23 protein-coding genes are annotated in these 23,306 nt (G+C 74.8%); 13 read left to right on the top strand and 10 right to left on the bottom strand.

The genetic code is table 11. From position 1 onward, the window contains the following. The first annotated feature begins 141 nt into the window (after positions 1 to 141). The 4 genes from ACZ4UX_RS12345 to yidD all read left to right on the top strand — a co-directional run bounded on the left by ACZ4UX_RS12345 (position 142) and on the right by yidD (position 4,148). A complete protein-coding gene (locus tag ACZ4UX_RS12345; RefSeq protein ID WP_352290942.1) occupies positions 142 to 1,551 on the top strand; it encodes a family 2B encapsulin nanocompartment shell protein in 1,410 nt (469 codons plus the stop codon). A gap of 254 nt (positions 1,552 to 1,805) precedes the next feature. After that, positions 1,806 to 2,642: a hypothetical protein gene (locus tag ACZ4UX_RS12340; protein WP_465706587.1), complete on the top strand. Its 837-nt coding sequence runs from the start codon at positions 1,806 to 1,808 to the stop codon at positions 2,640 to 2,642. A gap of 112 nt (positions 2,643 to 2,754) precedes the next feature. Further along, positions 2,755 to 3,525 (top strand): bestrophin-like domain, encoded by a 771-nt coding sequence (locus ACZ4UX_RS12335; protein WP_465706586.1) that lies wholly within the window; start codon positions 2,755 to 2,757, stop codon positions 3,523 to 3,525. Between the two features lie 86 nt (positions 3,526 to 3,611). Next, positions 3,612 to 4,148 (top strand): membrane protein insertion efficiency factor YidD, encoded by a 537-nt coding sequence (yidD, locus tag ACZ4UX_RS12330; protein ID WP_465706585.1) that lies wholly within the window; start codon positions 3,612 to 3,614, stop codon positions 4,146 to 4,148. Positions 4,149 to 4,223: 75 nt separating this feature from the next. On the opposite strand, the gene ACZ4UX_RS12325 is transcribed toward yidD, so the two are convergent. After that, positions 4,224 to 6,587 carry a glycosyl hydrolase family 18 protein gene (locus ACZ4UX_RS12325; RefSeq protein WP_465706584.1) on the bottom strand — a complete coding sequence of 788 codons (2,364 nt, stop codon included), beginning with the start codon at positions 6,585 to 6,587 and terminating at the stop codon, positions 4,224 to 4,226. Positions 6,588 to 6,862: 275 nt separating this feature from the next. Here ACZ4UX_RS12325 and ACZ4UX_RS12320 point away from each other — a divergent pair, with 275 nt between their 5' ends. The 3 genes from ACZ4UX_RS12320 to ACZ4UX_RS12310 all read left to right on the top strand — a co-directional run bounded on the left by ACZ4UX_RS12320 (position 6,863) and on the right by ACZ4UX_RS12310 (position 9,594). Beyond that, a complete protein-coding gene (locus ACZ4UX_RS12320; RefSeq protein ID WP_329491220.1) occupies positions 6,863 to 7,513 on the top strand; it encodes a class I SAM-dependent methyltransferase in 651 nt (216 codons plus the stop codon). Between the two features lie 230 nt (positions 7,514 to 7,743). Next, positions 7,744 to 8,328 (top strand): TerD family protein, encoded by a 585-nt coding sequence (locus ACZ4UX_RS12315; RefSeq protein WP_329491221.1) that lies wholly within the window; start codon positions 7,744 to 7,746, stop codon positions 8,326 to 8,328. 222 nt (positions 8,329 to 8,550) lie between these two features. Further along, positions 8,551 to 9,594, top strand: a complete 1,044-nt coding sequence (locus ACZ4UX_RS12310) for a DUF5954 family protein (protein WP_359809966.1) — start codon at positions 8,551 to 8,553, stop codon at positions 9,592 to 9,594. A 102-nt stretch (positions 9,595 to 9,696) separates the two neighbouring features. On the opposite strand, the gene ACZ4UX_RS12305 is transcribed toward ACZ4UX_RS12310, so the two are convergent. From ACZ4UX_RS12305 to ACZ4UX_RS12275, 7 genes are all read right to left on the bottom strand, one after another. Beyond that, on the bottom strand, positions 9,697 to 11,112 hold the full coding sequence (locus ACZ4UX_RS12305; RefSeq protein WP_465706583.1) for a lytic transglycosylase domain-containing protein: 1,416 nt from the start codon (positions 11,110 to 11,112) through the stop codon (positions 9,697 to 9,699). A gap of 224 nt (positions 11,113 to 11,336) precedes the next feature. Further along, a complete protein-coding gene (gene pqqB / locus ACZ4UX_RS12300) occupies positions 11,337 to 12,230 on the bottom strand; it encodes a pyrroloquinoline quinone biosynthesis protein PqqB (protein WP_465706600.1) in 894 nt (297 codons plus the stop codon). An 11-nt stretch (positions 12,231 to 12,241) separates the two neighbouring features. Beyond that, entirely contained in the window at positions 12,242 to 13,651 is a 1,410-nt protein-coding gene (gene pqqE, locus ACZ4UX_RS12295) for a pyrroloquinoline quinone biosynthesis protein PqqE (protein ID WP_465706582.1), read from the bottom strand. After that, complete coding sequence (locus ACZ4UX_RS12290; protein ID WP_465706581.1) at positions 13,648 to 14,397, bottom strand: thiaminase II/PqqC family protein; 750 nt, start codon at positions 14,395 to 14,397, stop codon at positions 13,648 to 13,650. Before ACZ4UX_RS12290 ends, pqqE begins: the two co-directional genes overlap by 4 nt. After that, positions 14,382 to 14,549: a pyrroloquinoline quinone precursor peptide PqqA gene (gene pqqA / locus ACZ4UX_RS12285; RefSeq protein ID WP_359809974.1), complete on the bottom strand. Its 168-nt coding sequence runs from the start codon at positions 14,547 to 14,549 to the stop codon at positions 14,382 to 14,384. Before pqqA ends, ACZ4UX_RS12290 begins: the two co-directional genes overlap by 16 nt. A gap of 294 nt (positions 14,550 to 14,843) precedes the next feature. Continuing rightward, entirely contained in the window at positions 14,844 to 16,412 is a 1,569-nt protein-coding gene (locus ACZ4UX_RS12280) for an outer membrane protein assembly factor BamB family protein (protein WP_465706580.1), read from the bottom strand. A 285-nt stretch (positions 16,413 to 16,697) separates the two neighbouring features. After that, positions 16,698 to 17,366: a hypothetical protein gene (locus tag ACZ4UX_RS12275; RefSeq protein ID WP_465706579.1), complete on the bottom strand. Its 669-nt coding sequence runs from the start codon at positions 17,364 to 17,366 to the stop codon at positions 16,698 to 16,700. A gap of 420 nt (positions 17,367 to 17,786) precedes the next feature. Here ACZ4UX_RS12275 and ACZ4UX_RS12270 point away from each other — a divergent pair, with 420 nt between their 5' ends. Both ACZ4UX_RS12270 and ACZ4UX_RS12265 read left to right on the top strand, forming a co-directional pair. Beyond that, on the top strand, positions 17,787 to 18,167 hold the full coding sequence (locus ACZ4UX_RS12270; RefSeq protein ID WP_329491226.1) for a hypothetical protein: 381 nt from the start codon (positions 17,787 to 17,789) through the stop codon (positions 18,165 to 18,167). Positions 18,168 to 18,187: 20 nt separating this feature from the next. Further along, the gene (locus tag ACZ4UX_RS12265) at positions 18,188 to 18,451 is read left to right on the top strand and encodes a hypothetical protein (RefSeq protein WP_465706578.1); all 264 of its coding nucleotides are present in this window, start codon (positions 18,188 to 18,190) and stop codon (positions 18,449 to 18,451) included. Positions 18,452 to 18,552: 101 nt separating this feature from the next. Here the strand turns inward: ACZ4UX_RS12265 and ACZ4UX_RS12260 are convergent, their stop codons facing one another. Beyond that, complete coding sequence (locus ACZ4UX_RS12260) at positions 18,553 to 19,209, bottom strand: AAA family ATPase (protein ID WP_465706577.1); 657 nt, start codon at positions 19,207 to 19,209, stop codon at positions 18,553 to 18,555. Between the two features lie 131 nt (positions 19,210 to 19,340). Between ACZ4UX_RS12260 and ACZ4UX_RS12255 the strand changes: the two genes are divergently transcribed. After that, positions 19,341 to 19,883 (top strand): AAA family ATPase, encoded by a 543-nt coding sequence (locus ACZ4UX_RS12255; RefSeq protein WP_465706576.1) that lies wholly within the window; start codon positions 19,341 to 19,343, stop codon positions 19,881 to 19,883. Between the two features lie 146 nt (positions 19,884 to 20,029). Here ACZ4UX_RS12255 and ACZ4UX_RS12250 read toward each other — a convergent pair whose 3' ends face one another. Next, on the bottom strand, positions 20,030 to 20,578 hold the full coding sequence (locus ACZ4UX_RS12250) for a MarR family winged helix-turn-helix transcriptional regulator (protein WP_465706575.1): 549 nt from the start codon (positions 20,576 to 20,578) through the stop codon (positions 20,030 to 20,032). A gap of 46 nt (positions 20,579 to 20,624) precedes the next feature. Between ACZ4UX_RS12250 and ACZ4UX_RS12245 the strand changes: the two genes are divergently transcribed. From ACZ4UX_RS12245 to ACZ4UX_RS12235, 3 genes are all read left to right on the top strand, one after another. Then, a complete protein-coding gene (locus ACZ4UX_RS12245; RefSeq protein WP_465706574.1) occupies positions 20,625 to 21,587 on the top strand; it encodes an EamA family transporter in 963 nt (320 codons plus the stop codon). Positions 21,588 to 21,735: 148 nt separating this feature from the next. After that, positions 21,736 to 22,632 carry a KPN_02809 family neutral zinc metallopeptidase gene (ypfJ, locus tag ACZ4UX_RS12240; RefSeq protein ID WP_465706573.1) on the top strand — a complete coding sequence of 299 codons (897 nt, stop codon included), beginning with the start codon at positions 21,736 to 21,738 and terminating at the stop codon, positions 22,630 to 22,632. Positions 22,633 to 22,836: 204 nt separating this feature from the next. After that, positions 22,837 to 23,199: a hypothetical protein gene (locus ACZ4UX_RS12235; protein WP_465706572.1), complete on the top strand. Its 363-nt coding sequence runs from the start codon at positions 22,837 to 22,839 to the stop codon at positions 23,197 to 23,199. Positions 23,200 to 23,306 lie beyond the last annotated feature (107 nt).

The following is a 23,306-nucleotide window of genomic DNA, read 5'->3' as shown; positions in this document are numbered from 1 at the left end:
GTTCCCGGTGGGTCGCCCCGAGTGGGCGGACACCATCGCGCTCTCTCGCCAACACCCCTTCCCGTACGCGTATCTGATGATCCGTCCCCGGACTCCGGGGCGGGTCGGCGTGACCTTGACCAGATGAAGGAGACCCTGCCGATGCCGGTGGACACGAACCCGGAGACGCAGCAGGTACCGCAGCAGTCGAGCCTGACGACGGCCGCTGCCCGCAACCTCGCCACCACCACCAAGTCCGCGCCGCAGATGCAGGAGATCACCTCCCGCTGGCTGCTCAAGGTGCTCCCCTGGGTCCAGGCCGCCGGTGGCGCCTACCGGGTGAACCGCCGGCTCACCTACACCGTCGGCGACGGCCGGGTGGAGTTCATCAAGACCGGCTCGGAGGTCCGGGTCATCCCCCGTGAGCTCGGGGAGCTCGCCCTGCTGCGCGGCTTCGACGACGACGGGGTGCTGACGGCCCTCGCCGACCGCTGCGAGCAGCGCGACTTCGGCCCCGGCGAGGTGCTGGCCGAGCGGGGCACCGAGGCGGACCGCATCTACCTGATCGCCCACGGCAAGATCAACCAGATCGGCACCGGCAAGTACGGCGACGAGACGGTGGTCGGCGTGCTCGGCGACGGCGACCGCTTCGGCGAGCACGCCGTGCTCGACCCGGACGCCGTCTGGGAGTTCACCGCCACCACGGTGACCGCCGGCACCGTGCTCTCGCTGCCGAGGCGCGAGTTCCAGGCCATCCGGGACGGCTCGCCCGCGCTCCAGCGGCACCTGGAGGAGTTCCTGGCCCTGCCGCTCCAGCGCCAGAACGAGCGCGGCGAGGCCGAGATCGCCATGTCGGCGGGCCACCACGGCGAGTACGAGCTGCCCGGCGCCTTCGTGGACTACGAGCTGAAGCCGCGCGAGTACGAGCTGAGCGTCGCCCAGACGGTGCTGAAGGTGCACAGCCGGGTCGCCGACCTCTACAACCAGCCGATGAACCAGACCGAGCACCAGCTCCGGCTGACCATCGAGGCGCTGCGCGAGCGCCAGGAGTACGAGCTGGTCAACAACCCGGAGTTCGGCCTGCTCAACAACGCCGACTTCTCGCAGCGGATCCAGACCCACTCGGGCCCGCCCACCCCGGACGACCTCGACGAGCTGCTGAGCCGCCGCCGCGACCCCGACTACCTGCTCGCCCACCCGCGCGCGATCGCGGCGATCGGCCGCGAGCTGAACTCCCGCGGGCTCTACCCCCACCATGTCGACCTCGGCGGGCAGCAGGTGCCGGCCTGGCGTGGGGTACCGATCCTGCCGTGCAGCAAGATCCCGATCACCAAGGAGAACACCAGCTCGATCCTGGTGATCCGGACGGGCGAGGACAACCAGGGCGTCATCGGCCTGCACCAGACCGGCATCCCGGACGAGTACCAGCCGAGCCTCTCGGTGCGCTTCATGGGCATCAGCGAGAAGGCGATCATCTCCTACCTGGTCAGCGCCTACTACTCGGCCGCGATCCTGGTGCCGGACGCGGTCGGTGTCCTGGAGAACGTCGAGATCGCGCACGGTCGCCACTGAACAACGGCCCGATCGGGCGCGGGCGGGCCGTAACCGGCCCACCGCAAGATCGTTTCACCTGACGTCGGACGGCCCGCCCCTCAAAGGCGGGCCGTCCGATGTCGCCCCTCCCGGCGCCGACCGGGCTCCAGGACGGGGCCGACTCCCGACGAGGACAACTCCCCACGAACGCGGACCTCCTGACGATGCGAGAGATACATGGAGCCCCTGGCGCAGCCCCGGCGGGCACGGCGGATACCGGTGGACGGACCGTCGTGACCGCAGACCTGATCGTCGTGAGCAAGGGCGCTTCCGGGCGCCGGGCCCGGCTGGCCGGCGCGGCAGCGGGGGTGGCCGCGCTCTGCGCGCTGCTGAGCGGCGCGGCCGGTGCCGCCCGGACCCCCGAGCACCACGGCGGGGGCGACCCGCACGGGCCGGTCGTCGAGACCTGTGTCTCCACCGGCACGGACGTCTCGGTGTCGGTCGGCCGAGGTGGCGTGGGCGTCGATGTCGATGTCGACGTGGAGGTGGGCCTCTCGGTCGACCTCTCCGGAGTGCTGCACCACCCCGGTCCGCACCCGAAGCCCAGCCACCCGCCCTGGCACCACCACCACCCGTGCCCGAGCCCCACCCCGACGCCCAAGCCGAGTCCGACGCCGACACCCACCCCGACGCCGACTCCCACCCCCACCCCGACGCCGACGCCGATCCACCCGCCGACGCCGGAGCCGAAGCCCACCCCGACGCCGACCCCCGCGCCGGTGCCGCCGCCCGCCCCGACGCCGAGGCCCACCCCGCCGCCCGCGTCGACCAGGCCCGTGCCGAAGCCCACGCCGAAGCCGACCGCGGCACCGGTCGTGCCACCGGCCCCCGCGCCCGAGCCACCCTCGCCGACCGCCACGCCGAGCCCGGCGGCCGTCGAAGCGAAGCCGCGGCCCGTGGTCAAGCCCGTCCGGGTGCCGCTGGCGGCCCCGCCGGTGCCCGCTCCGGAGCGCCACCACGGCAGCTCGCCGACCCGGACGATGCTGCTCGTCACCGTGCCCGCCGTGCTCGCCGCGGCGGCCCTGCGCCCGCGCGGCCGGTCCGGCCGGGGCGGCTCCGGCCGCTCCTGAGGCGCCCGGCCCCCGAGGCGGCCCGGCCGGCCGCCTCCGACCGCCCGGCCGTCCGGTGAACGGGTGACGGCCGGGCCCGTACAGAGAATCCGAGCTGAAGAAGGGAGTTCCCATGTCCGAGTGGTTGGCGCTGGCCATCGCCATGTCGGCGGCCTGCGCCGTCGTGGTGGCGGTGGTGCTGCTGAGGCACCGCAGGATCCGTGAGGAGGAGGACACCGACGAGACGCCCGACGTCATCGAGTACATGACGATGATGATCGGCGTGGTCTACGCGATCGTGCTCGGCCTGGCCATCGCCGGCGTCTGGGAGGCGCGCGGCGCCGCCCAGGACGACGTGGCGCGCGAGGCGCAGTCGCTGCACGAGGTGAGCGAACGCGCCCAGATCTACCCGGTCGAGTTCCGCGACAAGGTCCGCGCCGATGTGGACGCCTACGTCTCCTACGTGGTCGACACCGAGTGGACGTACATGCGCGAGCACGGCGAGATCTCCGAGCGCGGCACCGAGTTACTCGACAAGCTCCGCACGGACGTCGCCACCCGCACGCCGGCCAGCGATCTGGAGGCCCAGGCCTACCAGCCGATCATGGACCGGATCAGCACTGTCGACGACGCCCGCAGCGCCCGCGGCCAGAACGCCGGGCCGACCATGCCGGGCGTGGTCTGGTTCGGCCTGATCGTCGGAGCCGTGGTGACCGTCGGCATGGTGTTCGCGCTGCAGATCCGGCGCTCGCCGCGGGAGTTGCTGCTGGCGGGGGCGTTCAGCGCGCTGATCGCCTTCCTGCTCTTCCTGATCTGGGACTTCGACGATCCGTTCGGCCGGAGCGTCTCGGTGACCACGCAGACGTTCACCGACCTGTTCCCGACCCTGGGCGGTGGCGACTGAGCGTCACGCGGACCGGCGTTCCTTCGATAATCTGATCCGGCCGTCGGGGGTCGGTCCCGTCGGGCGCATCGAGAGGATCGTCAGTCGTGACCTACCCGCCGCCCCAGCCCGGCGCGCCCTACCCGCCCCGACGCCCTCAGGTCGCCTGGTGGTGGCTGCCCGAGAAGGAGCGCCGCCGGCGCCGCAAGCAGCGCGAGGAGTGGCGGGCGTACCAGCGGCAGAAGGGCAAGAAGAACGACAACGACTGCTCGGACGCCTGCGACTGCTGTGACCTCGGGGACCCGTGCCTGATCGCGCTCGTCCCGGTGATGATGGCCGCGGGCCTGCGGTTCGCCCTCGGTGGCGGCCGCGGACGGCGCGGCGCGGCCGCCGATCCGTCGGCGCCCGCCCCGGCCGGTTTCGCGGCGGGCGTGCTGTACGGGGCGGTGCGGTACTACCGGAGCGAGATCAGCCCCCGGCGACCGGCCTGCTGCCCGTACACGCCGTCCTGTTCGACCTATGCCGTCCAGGCGCTGCACCGGCACGGCGCCGTGCGCGGGGCGCGGCTGACCGCCGGCCGGCTGCTCCGCTGCCGCCCGGGCACGGCGCGCCGCGGCGGGGCGGACCCGGTGCCGGGGCGGTAGGGCCCGTCGCGAGGAGCGGTGACGCAGGGGCCGCGCGGATCACGGTGATCCGCGCGGCCCCTGCCCGGTGGTGCGTCAGCGCAGGCTGCTGTCGATCGCGTTCAGCAGGGTGCCGGAGGCGTCGTCGTTCTCCAGGGAGAAGGCGAACATCCCGGCCAGGCCCTTGCTCTTCGCGTACGCCCCGCGGGCCTGGATGGCCTGCGGGGTGTCACCCGTCCAGAAGTTGGTCCCGTCGTAGACCCAGGAGGTCTCCGTCACCGGGTCCCAGTGGGTGTTCGCCGCACTGGCGTTGAGCTCCTTCCAGGCGGCCAGGCCGGCCTCGGCGCTCAGCGGCTTGGCCGGGGTCGGACCGGTCGCGCTCTGGTACAGGCCGTAGTTCGAGCCGGCCGGCACGCCCGTCCAGCCGCGCCAGTAGAACGGGATGCCCAGCACCAGCTTGTTGGTCGGGAAGCCGCCCGCGATGCCGTACTCCGGCAGGCCGGTGGTGTACGCGGCGAGGGTGGTGTCCACGTTGTACTTGCGGGTGCCGGGAGTGATCGGCGTGGTCGGGTCGGCCGGGCTGTCGTGCAGCGGGTCCTGGTGGTTGGTCGGGCCCTTGGCGTCCCAGGCGCCGTGCATGTCGTAGGTCATGACGTCGGCGTAGTCCAGGTAGGCGCCGATCTTGTCGGTCTCCAGCTGCGCGATCTTGTCCTGGCCGCTGGGCAGCGCGGCGGTCAGCAGGAACCGCTTGCCCTGGGCGTTGCCGAGGGCGTCCAGCTGGGTGCGGAACTCCTTCAGCAGCAGGGTGAAGTTCTGCTTGTCGGCGGCGGAGTAGTGGTTGCCGGTGTGGCCGCCGGCCGAGCCCGGGTACTCCCAGTCGAGGTCCACGCCGTCGAAGAGTCCGGCCGCCGAGGCCTGGCCGCCCGAGGCGTCACCGGCCACGCCGGTCGGCAGGTTGCCCTTGAGGAACATGTCCACGCAGGAGGAGACGAAGGCCTTGCGGGAGGTGTCCGTCGCGGCCGCGTCCGAGAAGTACTTGGAGTACGTCCAGCCGCCGATCGAGATGGTGAACCGCAGGTTCGGGTACTTGGCCTTCAGCTGGCGCAGCTGGTTGAAGTTGCCCTTGAGCGGCTGCTCCCAGGTGTCGCTGCTGCCGTCCACGCTGGCCGCGCCGTTGTAGTCGGCCTGGTAGTCGGCGTAGGCGTCCCCGGCGCCGTCCCCGGCGTTGGGGTTGGACTCGTTGGCCGAGTCGGAGGCCTTCACGGCCTGGAAGCAGGTGTGCGTGGTCGGGTGGATGTTGGCGAAGGCGTAGGTGATCACGTCCAGCTTGCCCGCCGCGCCGCTGGTGTCCACGTTCTTCGCGTGGTACGCGTTCTCGTAGACGCCCCACTGGTCGAAGTAGGCCGAGCGGAACGGGCTCGCGGCCGGGGCGGGCGCGGTGGTGGTGCCCACCGGCGCGGACTGCGCGGAGGCGTGGCTGCCCGAGTAGCCCTGGACGGTGAACCGGTAGTTGGTGCTCGGCAGCAGCGAGCTGACGGCCACCGAGGTGCCCATCGAGGTCGCGACCAGCTGGCTGCCGGAGTAGACCTTGTAGGCGACCGGGCCGTCGCCGCCGGTCAGCGTGGACGGCTGCCAGCTGAGCACCACGGCGTTGCCGGTGACCTTGCCGACGGTGAGCCCGCCGGGCACGGTGACCTTGCCGTCCCCGGCCGGGCCGGTGCCCGTCGCCGTGGCGGTGGCCGTCGCGGTGGGACTGGTGGTCGCCGTCGGGCTGTTCGAGGCCGTCGGGCTGGTGCTCGCGGTGGGGCTGTTCGAGGCGGTCGGGCTGGTGCTCGCCGTCGGACTGCCGGTCGCGGTCGGACTGCTGGTCGCCGTGGGGCTGCCGGTCGCGGTCGGGCTGCTGCTGCTGGTCGGCCCGGCCGGGCCGGTCAGGCTGAGGTCGTCCGCCCGGTAGGTGCCGGTGCCGTACCAGCCGTGCGTGAACACCGTCACCGAGGTGGTGGCGGCGCCGGTGGTGAAGGTGCTGCTCAGCTGCGTCCAGCCGGTCGCGTTGGGCGTCCAGGAGGAGGAGTTGACCCCGGTCCCGGTCGCGCCCAGGTAGACGTAGCTGCCCTGGACCCAGCCCGACAGGGTGTACTGGGTGTTGGGCAGCACGGTCACGGTCTGCTGGCACTGCGCGGTGTCGGAGGCCGATGCGGCCCCGCTGAGCGCGTAGCTCCCGCCGTGCACCGGCGTGGTGACGACGGATCCGTTGACGCAGGTCCAGCCGGCCAGCGAGCCGGTCTCCAGACCGGCGTTGGCGAGCAGGTTGACGGGCGCCGCGGAGGCCGTGTTCAGGGAGAGCGCGAGGGCGGCGGTGCCGGTGGTGAGCGTGGCCGCCAGGGCCAGCGCGGTGGCCCGCCGGCGTGGTGCGGCGGCCCGGCGCTCGGCGGGGCGCGTGGGCGTGACTCGGTCGTGCATGCGGTGTCCTCCGGATGAGTGGGGGTTCCGGCGGTGCGGTGGCCCGGGTGGGCCGAAGGGAGCCGAGCCGAGCGCTGTGGGGGCGCGCGGGCGGGGTGACACATGCTTCGGTACGACGCGTCGACACCGGCGGGCCGGGCCCGTACGCATCGACGACATCACAGATTGGACTGGACCAATATTCGCCGTCAAGGGTGTCCGCCCGCTGGACGGTCGGCGGCCCCCGCGCCGGTACGGTGGCGTACGGAGCAGCCCCGCCGAACGGAGGATGAGCCATGGACAGCCAGGACTGGAACGACCGCTACGCCGCGAGCGAGCTGGTCTGGGGCGCCGAGCCCAACCGCTGGGTGGTCGGCGAGCTGACCGGCCGCACTCCCGGCCGTGCCCTGGACGTCGCGGCCGGCGAGGGGCGCAACAGCATCTGGCTCGCCCGGCAGGGCTGGCGGGTGACCGGCCTCGACTTCTCCGCCGTCGCCCTGGAGCGCGCCGAGCGGCTCACCGCGGACCTGCCCGACGAGGTCGCCGACCGGCTCACCTGGCGTCACGACGACGCCCGCGGCTTCCCGCTCCCGGCCGAGGGCTACGACCTGGTGCTGGTCGCCTACCTCCAGCTCCCCGCCGCCGACCGCCGCACCGCGCTGCGCCGGGCCGCCGCCGCGCTCGCCCCCGGCGCCACCCTGCTGGTGGTCGGCCACGACAGCAGCAACCTCACCGAAGGGGTCGGCGGCCCGCAGGACCCGCGCGTCCTCTTCACCCCGGACGACGTGCTCGCCGACCTCTCCGACGCCGGGCTGCGGACCGTCCGCGCCGAGCGGGTGCTCCGCCCGGTGGCCGCGGAGGCCGGACACCGCGACGGGGCTACCGGCGGGCGCGCTGCCGCGGTCGACGCCCTGGTGCGGCTGGAGCGGCCGTTGGAGCGGCCGTAGCGGGGGGCCGACGGCGTCGCCGGGCGCCGCGTGCGGGACCGGTGCCGGAGCCCGCGTGCGGAATTGCGGCCGGGAGGCCGGTGGGTCGTCGCGAATCCCTCCGTGTCCGGATGATGTGGTGTTGATCGTAGGAGCGGGGTACGGGGATTCCCAGGACCGACCCTGCGCACCCGGGAATCTCTACAGTGCTGTAGATTCAGGACGCAGGGCGGAGCAACGAGGAGGACGCGATGAGCGTTTCGCTGGCCAAGGGGCAGAAGCTGAGCCTGGAGAAGCCGGGCGGGGGGCAGCTGGGCGTGGTGCGGATGGGCCTCGGCTGGCGGGCCGCCCAGCGGAAGGGGTTCTTCGCCAAGCTGTTGGCCTCGCAGGAGATCGACCTGGACGCCTCGGCGGTGCTGTTCGCCGCCGGCAAGCCGGTGGACGTGGTCTTCTTCCAGCACCTCACCAGCAACGACGGTTCGGTGCGGCACAGCGGGGACAACCTGACCGGCGGCGCCGGCGACGCCACCGACGACGAGTCGATCACGGTGGACCTCACCAGGGTGCCGAGCGAGGTCGACCAGATCCTGTTCACCGTCAACTCCTTCACCGGGCAGACCTTCCAGGAGGTCGAGAACGCCTTCTGCCGGCTAGTCGACGAGCAGACCGGCGCCGAGCTGGCCCGGTACACGCTCACCGGCGGCGGCCCGTACACCGCCCAGATCATGGCCAAGGTGCAGCGCACGGCCGGTGGTTGGCAGATGGCCGCGATCGGCCAGCCGGCCAGCGGGCGGACCTTCCAGGACCTGATGCCGGAGCTGGCCAAGCACCTCTGACGGTGCGCCGCGGGCCCGCCCGCGTCGCACCGCCCGCGTCCGGCCGGTCCGTCGACCGGCGGCGCGGGGGCCGTCCGATCTCCCCCCGGACGGGCCCCGCGCCCGCTGTCCCCGTCCCGCGCGGTCGCGCGGACGGCCCTCCGGTCCGCCGCCGTTGCCCGGTCGGGTGCACTTCCCCGATATCCCTGCGGCCCACTCACCGCGTCCGCTAACACTGGCCGCATGGACGATGACGCTGCGCAGCTGCCGGGGCACCTCACCATCCGGGTCGCGCACACCGACGACCCGGTCGCGGCCGTGGCCGGTCTGGAGGCGTGGGCCTCCCGGGAGCGGTATCCGAGCCTGATGATGATGGCGCCCGCCTTCGGCAGTCTGGAGCGCACCCCCGAGGGGACCTGGCGGATCCTCGGCTACCGCGCGACCACCCCGCAGATGGCCCGCGACGACCTCGGCCACCAGTTCCGCTGCTGGGCGCGGGCCGAGCGCGGCGCCCGGTTCGCCGCCACCTGGGACATCACCGACGAGGAGCGGGCCGCCTACACGGCGGCGTACCGGCGGATGGAGTGGGAGGCGCTCGACGAGATCACCGTCGCCGGGCGGGAGTACCGGATCTTCCGGGCCGAACAGGTGCTGCGCTCGGGCCCCGAGGGCATCGAACCGCCGCGCCCCACCGACCCGGACCCGGCCGCCGTCGGCCAGGCCTACCGGCTGCCGTCCCGGGTCGACGGCTTCGTCGTCGACCCCGGTGCCGACGTCACCCTGGTCGACGGGATCCTGCGGCTGGACATGATGACGCTGGTGCCGGCCGGCCGGGGCATCCCCGAGAACGTCCGCGCCGACGCCCGGCACGCCTCCAGCCGCTACCCCAAGGTCTTCGTGCTCCCGGTGCACTGCGCCGTCGCCGAGTACGAGGACGGCCACTGGGGCCCGATGACCGGGGCCTACGAGACCCCGCAGGCCGCCCGCGACAGCCTCGCCGCCTACCTGCGCGACTTCGCCCCGCGGCTGCTGCCGGACCTCGGCGAGGACGAGCGCGCCCGGTACGCCGCCGCCGCCGACCGGCTGGACGCCGAGCGCGGACACGAACTCCGGGCGGCCGACCGGCGGTTCCGGCTGGTGCGGGTCGAGCCGGTGCTCCGTCTCGGCCCCGACGGGCCCGAGCGGCCGCGGCCCTCCGACTGGGACCCGGACCTCCCGGTCAAGGCCCAGGAGGAGCAGGACCGGGCGGCCGGCCGCTACCCGGACGACGAGGACGACGAGGACTGAACGGCCGCCGGCCCGGTGCGCCCGCTGATCGGGGCGCCCGGGCCGGGGTCACGCGTGCTCGGTTCGTGCTCCGTGCGTGCTCGGTTCGTACTCGGCGCGTGGTCAGTGCGCCGAGGGCGAGGGGGAGGCCGAGGGGGAGGCGGCGGCCGAGGACGAGCCACTCGGGGTGGCGGTGGCCGACGGGGTGCCGGTCGGGGTGCCGGTCGGCGTCGGGCAGCCGGGCGCCGGGGGCGTCGCGGTGGCGGTGGCCGACGGGGTGGCCGTCGGGCTCGCGCCGTCGGTGGGCGTCGCCGTCGCCGTGGGGGTGGCGCAGGTGGTGGGCGTGGCGGTGGGGGTGGCGGTCGGTGTCCCGGTGGGGGTGGCCGTCGGGGTGGTGCTGGGCGTACCGGTCGGCGAGGTGCTCGGCGTGCCGGTCGGGGTGGCACTGGGCGTGGCACTCGGCGTGGCGCTCGGGCTCGGGCCGGCCGAGGGCGAGGCCGACGCGGTGGGCGTGGGCGCCCCCGTCGGCGTCCCGCTCGGGCCACCGGTCGGCGTGCCGGTCGACGGCGCCGGGGATGCCGGGGGCGTGGGCGTCGTGGGGCCGGTCGCCGGTGCGGGTACGGTCGGCGACGGTGACGGCGCGGTCAGCGCGCCGGCCGGGGCGGGCCGGTCCGGCGTCGTGGTCGCCGTCCCGCTGCCGAAGTGCGCCATCCAGTTCTTGACGGTCCGCAGGTACTCGCCCGAGTTGTTGTAGCCGAGGATCGCCCGGTCCAGCTGCGCCGGATTGCCGAGGTCGCGGCCGCCCGCGCAGAGGTAGCGGCCGGCCGACTCGGCGGCGTCGAAGACGTTGTTGGGGTCCGCCTGGCCGTCGCCGTTGGCGTCGACCCCCCAGTAGGCCCAGGTGGAGGGGATGAACTGCATCGGTCCGACGGCCCGGTCCCAGAGCCGGTCGCCGTCGTAGCGGCCACCGTCGGTGTCGGAGATCGCGGCGAAGCCGTTGCCGTTGAGCGCCGGGCCGAGGATCGGCCGGTACGTCGTCCCCGCGGCGTCCACCCCGCCCCGGTTGGCCTGGCCGGACTCGACCTCGCCGATCGCGGCCAGCAGCTGCCACGGCAGGTGACAGCCGGGCGAGCGGACGGCCAGCGCGGCCTCGGCCTTGCGGTAGGCGGCGAAGACCGTCGCCGGCAGGGCGGGCCCGGTCCGGAACGGTCCGGCGGACGGGTCGCCCGGCAGGGTCGTGGGCGGCTGCGGCAGCGGGACGGCGCCCCCGCCGTCGACCGGCACGGTCGGCCCGCCGGCGGGCGACGGCAGTTCGGAGCCGGGCAGCGTGGCGCCGGGAGCGGTGGCGACCACGGAGGTGGTCGGGTCGATCACGGGCGGCACCGGCTCGGCGGCCGCGACACCGGAGAGGCCGAGTCCCGTCACCTGAGAGCCGGTCAGGGCCGCGAGCGCGGTGAACGCGGCGGCCGTCCCGGTCACCCGCTTGCCCAGCCGTATCCGGCGCCCCGTCTGTCGTCCGCTGTCGACCCGTGCCTTCATGCCGTGCCCTCCCCGTCACCGTCCGGACCCCGGGGGAACGGACGGGCTGTCACCATCGTGCCTGCCAGTGCATGACAGTTCGTGTTACCGGAATGATTAGTATCACGATGATCTGACCGGACCTGGGTGAGCAGCGGCTGTCCCGGGCCCCACCGACCGGTGAACGGGCAGGTGGCGAGGGTGCGCCCGGCGGTACCCGGCGGGCCGGGGAGCGGCGCCGGGGCTCAGAACTCGACGAGCTGACCGTCCTCGGCGACGGCCGCGCCCGCCGCCGCCAGGGCCGGTGCGAGGGCGGCGGCGCCGGGGGAGCCCGGGTGGGCCAGCGGGTTGGTGTTGTTGAGGTGGGTGTAGAGGTAGCGCGGGCCGGGGTGGCGGCCCAGGTGGGCCAGCGAGTTCCGGACCGCCAGGTGGCCCATGCCGCGGGAGGAGCGCGCGCCGCCGGTGCGCTCGGCGAGTTCGTCGTCGGTGGCGAAGGTGCCGTCGAGGATCACCACGGCCGCACCGGCCACCGCCCGGTCGAGCTCCGGCGTCCAGGCGGCCAGTCCGGGCGCGTACACCGCGCTCGACCGGCTCCCGGCGGCGGTGAAGCGGTAGCCGGTCACCCAGTCCGCCCGGCCGTCCCAGGCCTCGCCGGGCAGGTCGGCGGCGTACCGCGGCCGCTTGCCGCCCAGCGCCAGTGGCTCGGCGCGCAGCCCGCCGGCCAGGTCGAAGGCGGTGCCCGGCGCGACGGACTGCCAGCGGGCCTTGGTGTAGGGCGCGAGCAGCGGGCCGACCGGGAAGGCGCCGTGCAGCGCGGCACGGACCGGTTCGGTGGCGTGCACGCTCAGCCCGGCGGCCTCCCGCAGGGTCAACAGGCCGAGCGTGTGGTCGAGCTCGCCGCTGGTGAGCAGGACGCCGCGCAGCGGGGTGTCCCGGGTGCCGGCGGCCGGCGCCAGCTCCGGGGCGGCCAGCAGCTGGCTCCGCAGGTCGGGCGAGGCGTTGACCAGGTACCAGGCGACGCCGTCCGCGCTGACCGCCAGGCAGTCCTGGCTGCGGGCGGCGCCGGTGCGGCGGGCGGTGGAGCAGCCCTCGCAGCCGCAGTTCCACTGGGGCAGTCCGCCGCCGGCGGCCGTGCCCAGGATCCGGATCTTCAGCGCGTCCTCCGGGGTACGGGGGCCGGGGTGGTCACCGGGACCGGCCCGGTGACCAGGTGGTGGTCGGGGGAGAGGCGGCAGGCCGGGTCGGTGGCGCCGGCGTCCCCGGTGAACTGGAAGGCCTGGCAGCGGCAGCCACCGTGGTCGACCTCGCGCAGCGCGCAGCCGCGACAGGGCTCCGGCATCCAGTCGGTGCCCCGGTACCGGTTGAACAGGGGCGAGTCGTGCCAGATCGCGGCGAGCCCGTCGGTCGCCGCGTTCGGCAGCGCCGGACCGGGCAGCTGCGCGGCGGCCAGGCAGGGCAGCACGTCACCGGTGGGCGCGACCACCAGCTGCCGGCGGCCCCAGCCGTCCATGCAGGGCTTCACGGCGCCGCCGTGGTGGTCGGCCGCGACGTGCACGATCTCGATCCGCCCGCCGTGGCGCTCCCGGGCGGCGGCCACGTCCAGCTCGGCCTGGCGGACCTGGGCCTCGCTCGGCGCCAGGTGCGCCCGGTTCTGCCAGGCCCAGCCGTAGAACTGGGTGTGCGCCAGCTCGACCCGGTCGGCGCCGAGCGCCACGGCCAGGTCGGCGAGGGCGCCGAGCCGGGCCAGATTGCCCCGGTGCAGCACGGCGTTGACGGTCAGCGGCAGCCCGGCGCCGGTCAGCAGCGCCGCCGCGGCGAGCTTGCGCTCGTGCGCGGCGAGGCCGGCCACGGCGTCCGCGCGGCGCAGGTCGGCGTCCTGGAGGGAGAGCTGGACGTGGTCCAGGCCCGCCCCGGCGAGCGCGGTGGCGCGCGGCTCGTCCAGCGGGAGCCCGCTGGTGACCAGGTTGGTGTAGAGGCCCAGGTCGTGCGCGTGGGCGACGATCCGGGCGAGGTCGCGGCGGAGCAGCGGCTCACCGCCGGTGAGGTGGACCTGGAGGACGCCGAGCCCGCGGGCCTGGTCGAGCACGCGCAGCCACTGGTCGGTGTCCAGTTCGTCCCGGTAGCGGGCGAGTTCGACGGGGTTGGCGCAGTAGGTGCACTGGAGCGGGCAGCGGTAGGTGAGTTCGGCGATCAGGCCGAACGGCGCCGGCGCCCGGACGGCCGCGCCCGGCAGGCCGGTGGCCGGGTACGGCAGTGCGGGTGCGCCGGAGCCGTCCAGGGTGAGCAGCCGGCGCTCGGCGAGGTCGGCGAGCAGCTCGCGGACCTGCCCGTCGTCCACCCCGTCGTACTCGGCGGCGAGCCCGGCGGTGATCAGCGCGGTGTCGCGCCGGCCGTCGCAGTGGCGCAGCACGGCGGCCGCGGTCTCGTTGAGCAGCAGGACGCCCTCGGGGAAGAGCAGGGCGGCCCGGTCGCGGACCGGGTCGTGCACCAGCCGCACCCCGCGCCGCAGCCCGGGCACCTGTGCGGCGGGGGCGGCCTGGGCGGCCTGGGCGGTCGTCACCGGTCGGCCCCGTAGTCGACGGCGTCCAGCATGGCCCGCAGCACCTCGCACTTGAAGGCCAGGGCGTCGAGGGCGGCCTGCTGCTGGTGGGCGGTGACGCAGTGGTCCAGCACGAGCTCCAGGGTGCGGGCGCTGTCCTTGCGGGCGGTGGGGATGCGGTGCTCGAAGTAGGCGTAGCCCGCCGGGTCGATCCAGTCGTAGTGGGTGCGCCAGGCGGTCACCCGCTGGGCCATGTGGTCGGGCGAGAACATCTCGGTGAGGGCCGCCGCGACGCCCTCCGTCCACGGTCTGGTCTGGCAGAAGTGCAGGTAGCCGTCGACGGCGAAGCGGACCCCGCGGGTGACGTGCCGTTCGTCGGTGACCTCCGCGCGGTCCAGGCCGACCGCCTCGGCGAGGACCAGCCAGTCGGCGAGGCCGCCCTCGGCGGGTGCGGTGGCGTCCGGTGCGCCCCCGGCCGGTGCGCCGCGCTCGGGGCCGGGCAGCGGCGCGGCCGGTCCGTCCTGGTAGGCGAGCCGCTCGGCCCAGGTCCGACGGACCTCCGGGAGCGGGCAGTTGGCGATGATCGCGGCGTTCTTGCGGGTCAGGCAGAGCTGGTAGTACCAGCGGTTGGCGACCCAGCGCCGCAACTCCGGTGGCGTGCAGCCACCGGAGTGCAGGCGCAGATGGAACGGGTGGCTGTCCCAGTAGCGCTCCCGCAGGTCGTACAGCCTGGCCGCGAACCGCTCGCGGGTCAGCGGCTGAGCCACTGGGCGGCCCGTCCGGCGTAGGCGGTGACCTCGGCGCCGGTGCGGTGGCACTCGACCGCCGGTGCGGACCAGGCGGGCTTCGGGGCGGCGTCGGCCGGGCGCTCGGGCGGTGCGGCGGCGGGGGTGGGCAGCGGAGCGGCGGTGCGGTTCATCGGGATTCCTCCTCGGGAGAGGGCGGGTGGGAGGAGCGCACGCGCCCGGTGGGCCGCGCGGCCCCGTGGGTCAGGACGCTACGAGCCGCCGGGCCCGGCCGCCGGTCCAACCCGCGCGATGTGCGGACAATCGCGCTCGAACGGGTGACGGGCCGGGGCCGGGGGTTTGACCGGCCACCGGGCGGTCGGGCCGGAGCGCTGTCGGGAGGCGGCGCCGTCGGGAGGCGGCGCGGTCGGGCCGGCGCGGTCGGGCCGGAGCGGCATCCGGGGGCAGCGCGCCGGGTTGGAACCGTGTCAGGCGGCGGCGCGGCCGAAGGCGACGAGGTGGCCGTCCTTGGTGCCCACGAACACCCGCCCGCCGTCCGTGGCGGGCACGGCGAACCTGCTCACCGTGCCGAGCGCGAAGCTGCGGCGCAGCTTGAGCGCACCGTTGACCGGCAGCGGGTCGTAAACCCGCAGCTCGCCGTTCTGGCCGCCCGGACCGCTGCCGGAGTAGACGGTCCAGACGAGCGCCGAACCGGAGGCCGTCCCGTTGGAGGTGACCACGGGGGAGCCGGACGCGTAGCCGAAGCCCTCGGCGCTGGTGCCCGCGCTGGTCAGCTGGGGGTTCCCGGCGCTGTTCACCGAGTACTTGAGCGCGCGCAGCGAGCCGTAGTTCTCGACCAGGTAGACATAGCCGCCGTCCCCGCCCCAGACCCCCGGGTGGCCCCAGACGCCCTTGAACGGGCCGGTCGTGCCGACCGCGGCGTCGGTGCCGTTCGGGCCCTGGCCCATGCCGCCCAGCCGGTCACGGTCCAGCAGGAAGATCCGGCCGTCCTTGCCGACCTGCACCAGCAGGTGCGGGTGGGCGGTCGTGCCGAAGCCGGAGGGCAGGGCGGCCGGCCCGCCGGAGCCGAGGTCCACGTCGCCGTGGTCCATGTCCCGGTTGTCGGTCGGGCTGAAGAAGTCCTTCGGGGTGAGGCTTCCGTCGGCGTTCACACCCAGCCGCACCACGGACTCGGCGAAGTGGCCCTGCGGCTTGTCGCCGGGGCCCTCCGGCGGGGAGGAGCCCGTGCCCGCGCCGTTGCCGGTGGCGAGGAGGATCCGCCCGGCGCCGTCCGAGACCAGGCCGCCGCCGCTCATCCAGACGCCCGCGTTCTGCGAGGCCGAGCCGGACTGGGTGGACCAGAGCGTCAGCTTGCGGGTCCCGGTGTGGACGCCCGCGACGTGGCCGACGTACGTCCCGACGCCGCAGTCCGAGGCGAAGCCGAAGTAGACCGCCCCGTCCAGCAGCAGGAGTCCGGCGCGCTGCGCCGAGGTGCCCGGGTTGAACGGGACCCCGGGGCTGTTCACCGGCGAGCCCTGGACGGTGACCGGCCAGTCGCCGCGCTCGGCGCCCGAGGCGACGTCCAGCGCGTGCACCGAGAAGTGGGCGCCCCCCTCGGTGGACTTCGCCACCAGGTAGACCGTGCCGGTCGACTTGTCGTACACGGGCGTCGAGGTGATGCCGGTGCCGGGGGAGAGGCAGGCGGTGGACGACGGGACCGGCGTGCCGAGCGCGCGCTGCCACAGGATCCGGCCGTCGGTCGCGCCGATGCCGTAGACGTGGTTCGTCTCGGTGGCGACCACCACGGTCGAACCGGCGACCAGGGGCTGGGCGAGGACGGCGCCGTCGACGGCGGTGGACCAGCGCCGGCCGAAGTCCGAGCCGGAGACCTGCGCCGGGCTCAGGCCCGGCTCGGCCGCGTCCCAGCCGGTGCGCAGGCTGTTCACCGAGACGGTGGGGTTGTCGGCGTGCGCGGGTATCGGGGTGACCAGCGAACCGGCCAGTACCGGGGCGAGCAGCGCCAGTCCGCCCAGCAGGGCGGTGGCGGTGTGTGACACCGGGGTTCGGCCCCCCGGAGGGGTGTCGCGCGGGCGGTCCGGGGGCGTGGGTGGGTGGAGTCGGCTCATGCGGTCCGCCTTGGCTTTCGGGGGAGTGCCGGGTACGGCACGGTGGCGTCATTCTGTGAACGCCCGTGCCGTACCCGCATCCGCCCGCAGGCCCCCGCCCGGCGCCGTTCACGCCCCGGAGGGAACCGGCTGCGCCGCCCGGCGTCCTCCGGGCGGCCGGTTCGGGGGCCGGCGGGTGGCGTCTGCCGGTTCGGGGGCCGCCGGTTCGCCGTTGGCTCAGCCGCCGAGCGACTTGGCCAGCACCATCGCCAGCCCGCTCTCGGCGAGCGCCTCCGCAGGGGCGTTGACGCCGTCGCCCGGGCCGCGGTCCTTCACCACCTCGACGGCGTAGACGCGTCCGCCGGCCACGAAGAGGGCCCTCGGGTGGGTGCCGTCCTTGCGCTGGGTCAGCACCGCCTCCTGCCCGACCCCCGGCAGGGTGGTGACCTGGAGCTGGCCGTCCGCCTTGGCCGAGGCCAGCGCGGTCGGGGTGGTCTCGCGGATCGAGGCGTAGGAGTCGGGCGAGCCCCAGGTGCAGCCCCAGACCGGGCTGCCGTCGCTCGCCGGGTCGGGGTGGGTGCCGCGGAACGGGCCCGAGGTGCCCACCGCCGCGACGACCTGGGGGGACTGCAGCAGCGTGCAGGCGTCCGCCGGCCGCCCGGCGGGCGCGGCGGTGGGTGCTCCGGTGCTCGCGGGGGCGGGCTTGGAGGCGCTGGATCCGGGTGTCGTCGCCGCCGTGGGCGCGGCCGCGCCGGGCGTCGTCGCGGCCGCGGCGGGTGTGGTGGGCGGAGGCGCGGCCGTCGTCCCGCCGGAGGACGAGCAGCCGGCCACGGCGACGCCCGCGAGGGCCAACGCGGGCAGCCAGAGCTGCCGACGCCCGTACCGGACCGCTGATTCGAGCTGCATGGGACCCCCTCGTCCGGCGCCCGCCGGTGCGGCGGACTGTGGTGCACCAGGGATCCTAGTGGCCGGGCCGGTCCGGTATTTCCCGTTCCGGAAACGGGAGTTGCACAGCTGCGTCACGAGCCCGACCCGGCGCGTCCGGCGGTCGGACCGGCGGTCCGGGGTGCGGGGGTGGTACGCGCACGTGCGGCCGGGCTCCCGGCGGCGCCCGGGACGGGAGGGTCTGACCAGGACCGATGCGACGCAAGTCCTTTACCAGTACCGGGCGGTCGGTGTCGAGCTCTCCTTCCTCAGCTCCCCGGACGGGTGATGTTCTGGTGAAAGTGGTCATGCCAGGAATGGCGGCCCGGCATCCTTGGGCCGGTGACCAGGCGGATCCCGCAATCGGCGGATCCCGAGACCAGGCGGATGGAGGCCCAGACGGTGAGCACGAACCTGCCGGAGACCGTGGCGGAGGGGCCGGTCCTCCCGGCGCCGCCCCGGGTCGTGGACGACCTGGCCCGTGACCTGACCCATGCCGCCGCCGCCGTCCGGGCGGTCTCGCGGGCGGGGCGCAGCGGCGGCGACGTCGCCGTCGCGGCGTACACCGCCGTGGTGTGCACCGGCCGTTCGGCGGCCCGGGCACTGGAGGAGGCGGCCGCGTGGTGCCGCCAGGCACCCGAGGCGGAGGTGCACTCGCTGGCCTGGGCCCGGGTACCCGGACACCGCGACGACGTCTACGAGTACCGCGTCACGCTGGCCGTGAGCTTCCCCGACCACGAGACCGGCGAGCACAGCGGCGACACCCACCACGCCCCGCGCTGAGCCGGATTATGATCGCTCCCATGGATGACGGGGGCACGAACGAGATACCGGCGACCACGGCCGGGGAGACCGAACTCTCCACCGGCGCGGCGGTGGTGGTGACCGTCCTGGCGGCGCTGGGGGCGGTGGCGGTCCTGCTGGCCGTCCTCCACTGGCTGGGGTGGACCGCCCCCGGGATCGGCTGGCTGCTCGCCAAGGGCGCCGTCAAACTCTGCGCCGGCGGCGCGGTCGGCCTGATCGGTGCCCTCGTCTGGCTCCGCCAACGACACGCCTCGCGCGGGTAGTTCCGCCGTCGTTCGCACGCAGACGTCCGGGACGAGGGCCGGCGACCCGCTGGTCGCCGGCCCTCGCGCCGTCACGCCGGGGGGCGGGACGGGGGCCGGCGTCACGACACCCGGCCGGACGTACGAGGCGCGGGGGGCTGAGGGCCCGGCCGGCCCGAGGGCGTGCGGAGCGCCTCGTCGACGCGGACCGCGAGGGTGTCCCAGGGGCGGCAGTCGACCACTGGGAGGCCGTACCGGTCCGCCTGCTCGGCGAGCCAGTGCGAGTACCGGGCGCCGACCTCGGCCCGCCGCACCTGCGGGCCGCACCCGGGCTCGCGGGCGGCGTAGTTGGCGGTGATCCGGGCCGCGTCCGGCTCGTGCAGGAACACCGCCCGGACGCGGCGCCCGGCCGCCCGCCCCGCCTCGACGGCCCGTGCGGCGGCGGCCGGGGTGAGGTAGTCGCCCTCGACGACGGCGGGCACGTCCACCGTCAGGCGGTTGCGGACGACACCGAGGACGGCGGGCTCCAGCGCCCCGGCGGTCGCGATCTGCAGCTCCAACTCCTGCTCCGCTGTGCGGGGTTCGGCAGGGTCAGGGCCGTCGAAATGGTGCAGCCCCGGGTGCTGGGCGGCTGTGGTGATCTCCTGGACGGCGCTGACCACGTCGTCGAACTCCACCACGAACGCGCCCGTCTCCCGGGCCAGTCGCGCGGCTGCCCGGCTCTTCCCGATGCCCGAGGCTCCGCCGATCAGCACGATGTCCCACCACAAGGTCGTCATGCGGCGGACCGTATCGCGGGCCGAGGGGCGGGATCACCCGCATTCCACCGGGCCGGTGCGGCGGCGGGCCGGCCCGTCCGCATCGCGGCGGTGCCCGGCGGGCTCGGGCGGCGTCCACTAGCGTGGGGTGGATGACAGGCAGTGAGCACACCGTGCTGATCGTCCTGCGGGGCAACAGCGGATCCGGCAAGTCGAGCATCGCGGCCGAACTGCGGGCCCGGTGCGGGCGGGGGAAGCTCGCGCTGGTCGGCCAGGACAACCTGCGCCGGACCGTATTGCAGGAGCGGGACACGGACGGTTGCGCCTCGATCGGCCTGATCGACACCGTCGCCCGCTACGCCCTCGACCACGGCTTCCACGTCGTCGTCGAAGGCATCCTGACCGCCGCGCGGTACGGGCCGATGCTCGGGCGGCTGGCCGCGGACCACCGCGGTCGCACCCTGCTGTACTACCTCGACGTGGACCTGGCGGAGACCCTGCGCCGGCACTCGCTGCGGCCGCAGGCCGCCGAGTTCGGCTCCGAGGAGATGACCGGCTGGTACGTCGGGGGCGATCTGCTGCCCGGTGGTGCGGAGCGGGTCGTCGGCGAGGACAGCACCCTGGAGCAGACCGTGTCGCGGATCCTGGCGGACGCCGGTCTGATGCCGTCGGCGTCCGGAGCCGGCGAGCCCTGAGCTGCCGAGCCCTGAGCTGCCGATTCCTGAGCTTTCGAGCCCTGAGCTGCCTAGCCCTGGGCCGTCGGAGTTCTGGGCCGCCGGAGTTCTGGGCCGCCGGAGTTCTGGCCCGTCTGGGCTTCCCGGGGAGGGTGGGCGGATCCTCGTCAGGCCTCGGTGGACCTCGGGGGGTGGTCCAGGCGGTACTGCCAGCTGGTCAGCAGGCCCTCCAGGGCGGTGGCCTCCTGGGGAGTGAGCAGCTCCAGCAGGCGGTGCTCGTTGTGCATGTGGGCGGTGAACGCCTCGTCGATCAATCGCCGGCCGGCCGGGGTGAGTGCGACGACGCGCCCGCGCCCGTCCTCGTCGCTGCGCCGGCGGGTGACCAGCCCGGCCCGCTCCAGGCGGTCGATCCGCTTCGTCATGGCGCCGGTGGTGACCATCGTGTGGGCGGCGAGTTCGCCGGGGGCCCGTTCGAAGGGGGTGCCGGCGCGGCGCAGCGCGGCGAGCACGTCGAACTCGCCCTCGCCGAGGCCGTAGCGGGCGTAGACCAGGCCGAGCTCGTCGGTGAGGCGGGCGGCGAGGCGGTGCAGCCGGCCGATCACCGCCTGCGGCGAGACATCGAGGTCGGGCCGCTCCCGTCGCCATTCGGCCTGGATGGCGGCCACGTGGTCCGGGGCTCCGGGCTGCGGTCCGAGCGGGTCGCGCTGCTGTTCCATGGCGCCATCCTAGCCGGATAGCTTCCCGGGAAGTTATATTGCTTCCATGGAAGCGAATATTCGGTGGATCCTGGTGACCGCCGTCGCGCCGGTCGCCTGGGGTGCCAACTACTACGTCACCCGCGAGTTCCTCCCGGCGGACCGCCCGCTCTGGGGCGCCGCCCTGCGGGCCCTGCCGGCCGGCCTGATCCTGCTCGCCCTCGGCCGGCGGCTGCCGCGCGGGGCCTGGTGGTGGCGCTCGGCTGTGCTCGGACTGCTCAACACAGGGGTCTTCTTCGTCCTGCTCTACGTCGCCTCGCAACTGCTCGCCACCAGCGTCGCCTCGACCGTCATGGCGGCCTCCCCGCTGGCGATGATGCTGATCGCCTGGGCCCTGGTGGCCGAGCGGCCGGCCCGCGCGCACCTGGTCGGCGCGCTGGTGGGGCTGGGCGGGGTCGGGCTGATGGTGCTCGGCCGGGCGGGTGCGGTGAGCCCGGCCGGGCTGGCCGCCTCGGTGGCCGCCATGCTGGTCTCCTCCTTCGGTTACGTCCTCGCCGGCCGCTGGCGCGACGGTGCGGACGTCCTGGCCTCGACCTCCTGGCAGCTGATCGCGGGCGGGCTCGTCCTGCTCCCGGTGGCCGCGGTTGCCGAGGGGGCGCCGCCGGTGCCCGCCCTGGCGGAGCTGCTGGCGTTCGGGTACGTCGCCGTGGTGGCCACGGCGCTGGCGTTCGTCGCGTGGTTCGCCGGTCTGCGGCACCTGCCGGCCGGGACGGTCGGCCTGGTCGGCCTGCTCAACCCGATGACCGGTGTCCTGCTCGGTACGGCGGTGGCGGGAGAGGAGCTGGGGCCGGTCCAGGCGGGCGGGTTGCTGCTGGTGCTGGTGGGTGTGCTGCTCGGGCGGCCGCGTGCGGAACGCCTGCGGCCGGGGGCGCCGGTGGAGGTGGCCGAGACGGTCGCGACGGTCGAGGGTGGGGCCTGCCGTGCGGGGCGCGGGGCGGGCGGGGCGTTCCGGGCCCGGCGACGTGGGTGAGCCGGCTCAGCTGTGCGGTTCACCCCGGCGGCCGGGTGCGGCAGACCCGTTCTGACCTGCGCGTCCTGCCCCGGCCGGGGTGGTCCGGCGGGCTACCGTGGCCGGGCGGCCGCACCCGGGTCGCGGCGGGTGCGACGGACGGAGGGACATGCAGTTCGACGAGCAGGGGGACCTCGACACCTCGCAGGTGGACGACCGGCGCGGCCGCCCGGGTGGCCGGGTCGCCATCGGCGGTGGCGCGGCGGGCCTGCTGATCGCGCTGGTCGCGGTGCTCTTCGGGGTCGACCCGAGCCTGCTCGGTCTCTCCGAGGGAGGCGGTTCCGGTGCGGACGCGCGTCCCAGTACCGCCGGCGAGGTGCAGGAGGTCTGCCGGAGCGGCGCGGACGCGAACCGCCGTCAGGACTGCCGGATCGTCGCCGTCACCAACAGCCTCCAGGAGTACTGGCGGGGCGAACTGCCCCGGCACGGCACGCCCTACCGCCGCGCCGAGACGGTCCTGTTCACCGACCGCGTCTCCACCGCCTGTGGCGCGGCGACGTCCGCCGTCGGCCCGTTCTACTGTCCGGGCGATCGTCAGGCCTACTTCGACCTCGGCTTCTTCGACGAGCTCGCCACCCGCTTCGGCGCCCGCGGCGGCCCCTTCGCCGAGGCGTACGTGGTGGCCCACGAGTACGGGCACCACATCCAGAACCTCACCGGCACGACCCAGCGGGTCGGCGGGGACCGGCAGGGCCAAAACAGCGCCTCGGTGAAGCTCGAACTCCAGGCGGACTGCTACGCGGGGGTCTGGGCGCACCACGCCACCACCACCCCGCAGGCCTCCACCGGCCGGCCGCTGATCAGCACCCTCACCGACCAGGACATCGCCCAGGGTCTGGACGCCGCGGCCGCCGTCGGCGACGACCGGATCCAGAAGCAGGCGACCGGCCGGATCGACCCGGAGGTCTGGACGCACGGTTCCTCGGCGCAGCGCCAGGCCTGGTTCACCGCCGGCTACCGCACGGGCTCGATGAGCGACTGCGACACCTTCGCGACCCCGCGCTGACCCTGTTCGGACTTCACGCCGACCGGTACCGGTATCGGCCACCGGGCTGCTCCCGGGGCCGCTCGGTGCGTGTCGTTCCGCGCGCCCCGCCGCCCGCCACACCCTGTCATCCGTCAGGGACCGTTGCCGCCGCACCGCTCCTACGCTGCTGATCAGTGGCCGGATCACTCACCGCCGGCCCCGCGACCCCAGAGGGAGAACCACATGCGCAGGATCCTGCACGCCGCCGCCGCGCTCGCCCTGGCGACCGCCGCCGTCGCCACCCTGGGTGCCACCGGCGCCCAGGCCGCCGGCAGCTGGGACGGCTGCCCGTCCGGAGCGGTCTGCATCTACGGCGAGGGCGCCCCCACCTCCACCCCGCCGACCGATGTCTTCTACAGCTACGGGGCCCACAACCTGAGCAACAAGACGGGCTGGCACTGGGTCCTCAACAACCAGACCGGTGGCGCCCACGCCCGCCTGTGCCTCGGTTACAACGGCACCAACTGCAACTACGACATGGCCGCCCAGAACGGCGTCTGGGCCGACCTGGGCCCGGTCAACTCCATCACCCTCGACCGCCCCTGAGCTCCGCCGGCTCCGATCCGCCGAGGATGCGGTGGTGGGGGGGGGGGGGGGGGGGGGAAAAAAAAACCCCCAAGGGGGGAAAAACCACCAACCGCGCAGACAAAACA

It is taken from the genome of Kitasatospora sp. NPDC028961 (assembly GCF_055564815.1).
The sequence above is the reverse complement of the archived record's forward strand: the minus strand, read 5'-3'. Positions and strand labels throughout refer to the sequence as shown.

Excerpts from the sequence above, each read along its gene's own strand:
- ACZ4UX_RS12265 (WP_465706578.1), top strand. The coding sequence starts at position 18,188 with ATGGATGACGGGGGCACGAACGAGATACCGGCGACCACGGCCGGGGAG.
- pqqA (WP_359809974.1), bottom strand. The coding sequence starts at position 14,549 with ATGAACCGCACCGCCGCTCCGCTGCCCACCCCCGCCGCCGCACCGCCC.
- ACZ4UX_RS12310 (WP_359809966.1), top strand. The coding sequence starts at position 8,551 with ATGGACGATGACGCTGCGCAGCTGCCGGGGCACCTCACCATCCGGGTC.
- ACZ4UX_RS12335 (WP_465706586.1), top strand. The coding sequence starts at position 2,755 with ATGTCCGAGTGGTTGGCGCTGGCCATCGCCATGTCGGCGGCCTGCGCC.
- ACZ4UX_RS12315 (WP_329491221.1), top strand. The coding sequence starts at position 7,744 with ATGAGCGTTTCGCTGGCCAAGGGGCAGAAGCTGAGCCTGGAGAAGCCG.
- ACZ4UX_RS12305 (WP_465706583.1), bottom strand. The coding sequence starts at position 11,112 with ATGAAGGCACGGGTCGACAGCGGACGACAGACGGGGCGCCGGATACGG.
- ACZ4UX_RS12235 (WP_465706572.1), top strand. The coding sequence starts at position 22,837 with ATGCGCAGGATCCTGCACGCCGCCGCCGCGCTCGCCCTGGCGACCGCC.
- ACZ4UX_RS12320 (WP_329491220.1), top strand. The coding sequence starts at position 6,863 with ATGGACAGCCAGGACTGGAACGACCGCTACGCCGCGAGCGAGCTGGTC.
- ACZ4UX_RS12260 (WP_465706577.1), bottom strand. The coding sequence starts at position 19,209 with ATGACGACCTTGTGGTGGGACATCGTGCTGATCGGCGGAGCCTCGGGC.
- ACZ4UX_RS12250 (WP_465706575.1), bottom strand. The coding sequence starts at position 20,578 with ATGGAACAGCAGCGCGACCCGCTCGGACCGCAGCCCGGAGCCCCGGAC.
- ypfJ (WP_465706573.1), top strand. The coding sequence starts at position 21,736 with ATGCAGTTCGACGAGCAGGGGGACCTCGACACCTCGCAGGTGGACGAC.
- ACZ4UX_RS12255 (WP_465706576.1), top strand. The coding sequence starts at position 19,341 with ATGACAGGCAGTGAGCACACCGTGCTGATCGTCCTGCGGGGCAACAGC.
- ACZ4UX_RS12325 (WP_465706584.1), bottom strand. The coding sequence starts at position 6,587 with ATGCACGACCGAGTCACGCCCACGCGCCCCGCCGAGCGCCGGGCCGCC.
- ACZ4UX_RS12245 (WP_465706574.1), top strand. The coding sequence starts at position 20,625 with ATGGAAGCGAATATTCGGTGGATCCTGGTGACCGCCGTCGCGCCGGTC.
- ACZ4UX_RS12345 (WP_352290942.1), top strand. The coding sequence starts at position 142 with ATGCCGGTGGACACGAACCCGGAGACGCAGCAGGTACCGCAGCAGTCG.
- ACZ4UX_RS12275 (WP_465706579.1), bottom strand. The coding sequence starts at position 17,366 with ATGCAGCTCGAATCAGCGGTCCGGTACGGGCGTCGGCAGCTCTGGCTG.